Below are 7,394 nucleotides of genomic sequence, written 5' to 3'. Positions count from 1 at the left end.
TCATCAGTATAAATAGTATTTCTCTCACTTTCTATATCCTTACTCTCTCCTATAACAATACCTTGAGTGCTATTAGGAGCTTTAGGTTTAACTTTAAAACTTGGAGTAAAGATAATATTCTTTTTTAATAAAGTTAAAGTATTGGAATAAGATTTACTTAAATTTAAATCTTTTAAATTTAAATGATCATTCGTATTAATAGAATTAGCTAAGATGGCATCATCAATTAAGATTTGAGTATTAGCAATAATAATAAAGTCTTTAAGCAAAGAAGCTTTATCTTGTTTTTCTTCATCTTGATTTTTTATTTCTTCTTGATGATTAAACTCCTTATAATTTAAAGTGATAAAATCTCCTAAACTAAGATGATAAATATTACTTTTTGCTAGTAAGCTTTCATTTAATACTAAGGCTCTTTTTTCTTTAAGAGAAGGCTTAGTCTTTAAATCAATGCTTTTTGTAAAAGAATATTCACTCTCATAAAAATGTTCATTATAATAAGCTTTGTTATTAAGTTCTTGTTCATAAGGAACTTTATTAGAATGTAAAGATAAAAGATTTAAAGGAGTATTGGCATTAATACTAGAATGCGTAAAAGAATTAGTTCTTAAACTTTGTTCTTTATAAATAGAAGAAATACAAGCTTGATTTAAAATATTATTAATATTAGGATTATACTCAATTTCTTTATTTTTTACATTTTTATACACATCACAAAAATAAATAGTGTTCTCATCTTCATAAAAAAAGATTCCATTATTATGGCTTAATCTTGTAATAAAGTCTAAATCACTTTCATTGTATTGAGAGATGAGTTCTTGTTTTTCATAATTAAAATGTATATTAGAATAATCAATTTCTTTATGTAAGATATCTTGATAAAAACCAAGGGTTTGTTTAATCACTTCTATAATATTAGTATGAGTATAAATACGATTGGCTTTATTTAAAGAAAGTCTTATCAAGACTGATTGAAGCTTAAAAGAAAAAAAATGCTTGTATTTTATTTGCTTAGTATTTGAAGCGCTATCATTAATATTTAAAGCACTTTCATGATTAATACCTAGATATTTTATATAAGTGATAATTCCCTTATAGTTTATTACTTTATTGTTATCAAAGTTTAAGGTATTATTCTCATAAGGATTATGGATGCTTAAAATAGCTTCTTGATCGATTAAAACATTAGGATGAAAATTAAAAGTTGTAGGGGTGCTTGGATGAGATGAAGCATTGGTTAAAGTATTTAAAGAAAATAAATCTTGTTCTAAACTTTCAAAAAAACCTTCACATTCTATAGAAAAAAGTTCTTCAAGACTTTCTTTGATAATGGCTTTAGTGATTTTAAAGGGTAGGGGATTTGAAGTAGAATTTGATATATCAAGACTCATAAAGGAATTAAGGGACATTGATGATCCTTTTGGGGGTTGAGTTTATGGTGTTTATAATTTGGTATAAATCCACTATGTTTTTAATTTTTATATTTATTATTTTAACACAAATAGTCTAAATTTGAGTAGAAAAAGAAATTGCTTATTTTTGTTATTAAAATCTATTTTTTATCTAAATTTACTTCTATGATATTGGGTTCTTTTTCGCTGTTTTGTGTATTTTCTAAACGCAATTTTATTTTATTTGCACCCATGGGAGTTAAAATAGTAAAATATCTAGTATTATTTTCATAAAAACCCCAAATTTCATCAAATTCCAAATAATTTGCTAATCCATATTCTTTAAACTCGCATTCTTTATAGATTGATTTTAAAAATTTTGGCACTTCATTAATAATAAAAAGTATTTTGATTTTTTCTTTTTGAGAATTAATATCCAATTCTTTAATCAGATTATTTTGATATTCTTGCTTTATTATTTCTATTATTTTTTTATTATCACAATTTTTTAAATCATTAAGATTAACATCCATTTCTTTTTTTAACTCTAATTCTTGAAGAAAATAATTTGTATTCTTATAATCAGAAGTTTGTGGTAATAATATATTTAATTTTTCATCACTTTTAAAAATTAATTTCGCTATATTCATAATTTTAATATTTAATTCTAATATAGCGTAAAAATCTTTTTTAGAAAAAATTTTATCTACACCTTTTTTCATATTTACAATATCTAAATTCTCATCAGATAAAAATTCTATAAGTTTATTTAAAAATATAGCTTGAGGAAGCATTACCACCCTTTAAGCTCTAAACTTTCAAGCTCTTCTAAACTCATTGCTCTAATTAAAATCCTTTCTTCTGATTGAATTAAAGAAAAATCTTGTAGTTTTTCTAGTGCTTCTTTATATTCTAAATATCCTAAAGGTTTATCTTCGCTAATGCTAAAAAAGCTTAATCTCCATTTGGCTTCTTTATCTTCATCATCTAATTCAAAATTTTCCCAAGGTTTTTTAAAAAGAATAGTATCTGTATCTTCACTTAGGGTGAAATTTATTATTAACCCATCGGGTGTTTCATAAAGTTTAGGTATAGCTTCATAAGCTTCTTCCCAACGCCTTTGTAAAAGTTTTAAATCTTCCATAAATTTTTCCTTAAATATAAAATGAAATTATAACTAAAAATCTTTTTATATTAAATCATAAGGAAAGTATTTACACAAAACTGATTCTATTTTGTTTAATCATTCTAGCACGATTGATAAGAGCATAAAGGGCTATATCTTCATCATTTAACATTCTTTCAAATGTTTTACTGTACCTATCCCCATCAAACTCAATACTTTTGTATTCTATAATCTCTGCTTTAACATTAGTGATAAAAGAAATATATTTATCTCTTTGTTTATCGTGTTTAATACCCGCACATAAAGGTTTAAGTGCTTCATCATACCAAATCACCTCTAGTTTTTCTTCTTTGATGATTCTTAGTGCTACTTCTTTTGTTAGATATTCTTTGATGTCTTTTCCATCGTATTTTTTTGTTCATAATTCATCTGCAACATTTTATCAATGGCTTCTTTTTCACTATCAAAAGAATACTCAAATTCAACACCTCCTCTTTCTCAAGAAAGGACTGCGCTTATTAAGGCATACTTTTAGCTATGAAATTAACCGCCAAAGGAACAAACCTTGCAGTCATACAATAAAATTAAAGCATGCAAATCTAAATACAACAACTATACACAAAAGCCGATTATAATTATTTTTATGTCAAAAATCCTATAAAATATATTTCTTTTACTTTTTATTGCTCATCTTTTCTAAATAAACTTTCTAAAATAAGTCAGTCTTCACGCCGATTTTTCATCCTGATTGATTGCATTAAAGTGAGCAAATTTAATTTATTTCAACTAAGTCTATTTTTGTTTAAAATATTGCGCATATTCAAAGGGTCTTTCTTTTAGTTTAAAATAAAATTTATTATGAAATTGGGTTGTGGTATTTAAAGTTTTTTGAAGAGTTCCTAAAGAATATTCTAAAGCCCCATTATATATTATCTCTTCTTTTTGCAAATAACCCACAGCATATTCCAAAGGAGAGGTATTTGAGAAAAATAATTCAATAAGATTAAAATTTAAATGATTACTCGCTTCTATATAAAAAGAATGATTCTTATGTATTTTATAGGTAGCTAAATTAAAAAATAAATTATTTTTATCTTGATACAAACCTATATCATAAGCAATGATAAATTTTCTCAAACTCCATACAAGATAAGAATAAAATAAATCATCGCTAAAATCTACTACTTCATAGTCATTTTTTTGCACCATTTCATCTAGCATTGAAATTAGTTCAAATTTATTTAAATTTTTATTTTCGATATAGTAAAGTTTAATACCATGAACTTGATTAATTTCATTAATATAAGAAGTTAAAAATTCAATATTATCTTTATAAAGTTTTAAGAAATATTTTTTTAATTCTAAATTATCTATAATTTTATAGGGGTTATTTTTGAAGAAAAGTTCTTTAAGTCCTTCAAAGCAATTCTCACCAATATTAAAAGCTTTAAAAATGATATTTTTTTCTTTGATTATAATTTTACCTAAATAAATGCTTGTTTCAAATTTGAAATTTCTCTTAAGATTATATTCTTTTTTTAAGAATTCTTCATCAAGTCCTTTTATACTCATATCACTTTGCAAGCCCAAGTAAATAGTTTTATCTTCTCTTATATTGGAGATATAATCTTTAAGCGGTATTTTTATAGTTTTCATTATTTTCCTTGATTATAAACTTCTACCTATGAGGGTTTCTACATATCTTGGATCTCTTTCATTGGGCTGAATTTCATAGGCATCTTGTATAGCACCTATATTGCAACCTACTAAATAATTCTCACTAGGATCGCAAATTCTACTAAATTTATCAAAAATAATTTTCTCATTGATATAAGCTTTTTCAGAATAAAAAACATATCTGCCTAGAGCATCCATATTGTGATTATAATATTTTTCTATATAAAAATGCCTACATTCGTGAAAAACCGTTTTTGCAAATTCTTTAAAATAAGCTTTTAAAATGTATTGATTTAATCTGACCTTATTTTCTTCATAAGCTCCAAATGATAAAGATCCGCTAGGCTTTTGGCTATAAAAGACTACATTTTCTAAAGGTAAATTAAATTCTTTACAAAGAGTTTGAGTTAAAGCTTTTAGAAAATCTTTACATTCTTTAAGATCTCTGTTTTTGTTATTTAAAAGCTCTGTGTGGAATTGTTTAAAACTTTTACCATTCTTATACTCTAAAGGTAAAATTTTATTAATTATGGTGCTAATATATTTGCCATCTCTATCTTGAAGATAATTTCCTTTATCTTTTTCTGATATACTTGTTAAAAATTCCTTATTGATTAAATCAAATCTATAGTATATATAAGCGATTTTTCCGGCAAATTGAGGATAGGTTCTGAGATAGGTAAAAAAGTCTCTTTTTTCTTGATTTTTTAAATTTGCCCTTAAAAACCAATTTGCCTCTTCAACACTATCGATTGATTTTTGTCGGTTAAGATTATATACATTAAGGGCTTTTAGCTCCTCTCTTGTAAATAATTCTTTCACCTTATCATCTCTACCAGAGCCAACTTTAAAACTCATATCTATGATTTTATAAGCATCATTTAAATTAGGAAGTCTTTTAAATTTATTTTTATCTTCATAAGCAAAAACTAAAGCATAATATTTATCAAATTCTTCTTCATTAGCCCTTGTTAGAGGTAAACTAAAGCCTATTTTTTCAAATTCTTCATCTTTTTCTTCATCATCTATTTCCCAGCATTCATGAAAATATTTACTTTCGTCTTTTAAAAACTTTATATCTTTAAATTCTAAATGCTCTTTACCTTCTAAAATTCTTTGAAGTCTTGCTTCATTTTGAATTTGAGCTAAAGCCCAAACGATATTTACATCATCTTCTAAACCATCAACTTCGCATTCTACATAAGTCCCTGGTGCAAAATTTGCCTTTTCATCGATAATAATCCTTACACTTTTTTCAGCACTTACCACATCTTCATCTTCATCGAGTTCCCATTCTATTTCTTTTATGAAATTTACTTTAGATTTCTCTTGCTTAGGATACTCTACTCTTAAAGAAACAATTCCTTCCTTCTCATCTTGTATAAACTTAGCTTGCTTACTTAAATCCTCTAATAACTGTGCTTGTGCCATACCTATGCTACCACTACTGCCAAACTCTCCCTTTTCATTGATGCTATAAAGATATAGATTATCTTTTATTATGCTTTGCTCTTTTTTATCTTTTTTGCTTGTTTTGTTTTCTTTTTCATTACTTTCTTTTATTTTTACTTCTTTAAAAGTTTTAGAGCATTCTTTATCAGTATATAATCTTACGCAGTATCTTCCCCAGGTTTTTCCTATTTCAAAGGGATAATCTTTTAAAAAGCTAGGGTTAGTATCTTTAGCTATTTCATTAATCTTTAAATAATATTCTCCTTCAGGCAAAGTGCCAAATCTATCTTTAATACTTTCATCATCATAATAAAAATAAGCTTTTTTACCTTTACTTGTATCTTTTTCATCTTGGTAAAAATAATTTGCAATTTGCTTTTTACTTCTTTTTTCATTATCTGCCTTAGCAGTACCACTTCTTGCCATATAAGAATTAATTAATTCATTTCCTTTATAATGATAGAGATTAAATCCATCATAAACTAAATGATCTTTTGCTTTAAATTTAAGTATGAGTCCAACTTTGTGATGGGTATAATTATTAAATATCCTTTTAGCATTTTGTAAAGGAGTAGGGAAATAAGCTTTGCTTTCATCAAGCTTTACTTTAAAGCTATAACAATCACTAAAATACTTTTCTTTATCAAATCTTATCTTACCCTTTTCATCACTGCGTCTTTTTAGATTAACTACTCTTAAAGCTTCATCATGTTTAAAACCTTTGATAATGATTTTAGCATTAGCAATGGGTTTATTGTGTTCATCTTTTAAATATAAAGTGATAAAGCAAGGTTCTTTAGCGTTAGATGAGGATTTGTTTAAAGGTTCTTTTGAAAGTTTATTAAAACTTGTATTGTTGTAAGCAATTTCTTTTTTAAGCTCTTTGGGTTCTAGTTTAATATTTAAACTTTCTTCTGGTAAAGAATAATTTTTAATCTTTGCATTATAAATATTATATTTTATACTTAAATCTTTTAAAGAACTTAAATCCTCTTTATCGTATTTAAAATGATAAAGCAAATTTTCTTCTTTTTCTTCAAATAAAAACTCATTATTTTCTTTTGCACCTAAAAGAAGTTTTTCGTAAAAAAACACTCTTGTGTTAAATTCTTTAAATTTAATATCATATTCTTTTTCTATTCTTTTAATATCAAGTAAAGAATCATTTTTAATAAATATATCGCAATGGCTATCATAAATATGGATTAAATTTGACATCGATGAAGCATTATTTAAAAAGATAATTCTTTTGTTTTTGTCTTTATTTTCTAAGATGAAATGGTTTAGGTTTTTAGAGTGGGAAGATAAAAGATAAAAATCTTGTTCTTTTGTGCTACTTGTATTTTCTTTTGTATCACTTTCTTGATTTGAATTTTCATCTTGATTTAAATTTTTATTTATTTCTTTGTTTTTATTTTTATTTATTGTTTCATCTTTACTATTTATTTCTTTATTTACAATCAAAGAATTAATATAAGTTTGATAAGCATTTTCTAAATCTTTAAAACCAAGTCTTTTAAATTCATCAATACTTTTATAAAGTTCTTTTCTTGCTTTTAAATAAGTATCATTTAGTTTGTTTTTATGAGAGATAAAGATAGTATAAAAACTAGAGTTAAATTCTAATTCTTTTATTGTGTTTTCATCAAATAAAGCTTGCTTATCTTTATCATATAAAACATAATCTTCACAAAAATATAAAGCTTTTAATAGATAGGGTTTTGAATCGATGTTGATGTTGTTGATAT

General features: G+C 24.9%; 5 protein-coding genes and 1 pseudogene. All 6 read right to left on the bottom strand.

Annotated elements, in window-relative coordinates:
- Positions 1–1,409 (bottom strand): contractile injection system protein, VgrG/Pvc8 family (locus AJN58_RS04995; protein ID WP_186820937.1); only part of this gene is annotated, 1,409 nt, incomplete at its 3' end.
- A 143-nt stretch (positions 1,410–1,552) separates the two neighbouring features.
- Entirely contained in the window at positions 1,553–2,185 is a 633-nt protein-coding gene (locus AJN58_RS04990; RefSeq protein ID WP_070292061.1) for a hypothetical protein, read from the bottom strand.
- Positions 2,185–2,535 (bottom strand): DUF4299 family protein, encoded by a 351-nt coding sequence (locus tag AJN58_RS04985; RefSeq protein ID WP_044779597.1) that lies wholly within the window; start codon positions 2,533–2,535, stop codon positions 2,185–2,187. Before AJN58_RS04985 ends, AJN58_RS04990 begins: the two co-directional genes overlap by 1 nt.
- A 70-nt stretch (positions 2,536–2,605) precedes the next feature.
- Positions 2,606–3,015: pseudogene (locus tag AJN58_RS10505) on the bottom strand (hypothetical protein); the annotation flags it as partial.
- Positions 3,016–3,309: 294 nt separating this feature from the next.
- A complete protein-coding gene (locus AJN58_RS04975; RefSeq protein WP_052781601.1) occupies positions 3,310–4,173 on the bottom strand; it encodes a hypothetical protein in 864 nt (287 codons plus the stop codon).
- A 12-nt stretch (positions 4,174–4,185) separates the two neighbouring features.
- Positions 4,186–7,394, bottom strand: a 3,209-nt coding sequence (locus AJN58_RS10335; RefSeq protein WP_250535400.1) for a hypothetical protein, incomplete at its 5' end; no start/stop codon positions are given.

The sequence above is a fragment of the Campylobacter sp. BCW_4321 genome, from assembly GCF_001763075.1.
Classification (GTDB): domain Bacteria; phylum Campylobacterota; class Campylobacteria; order Campylobacterales; family Campylobacteraceae; genus Campylobacter_D; species Campylobacter_D jejuni.
The sequence above is the reverse complement of the archived record's forward strand: the minus strand, read 5'-3'. Positions and strand labels throughout refer to the sequence as shown.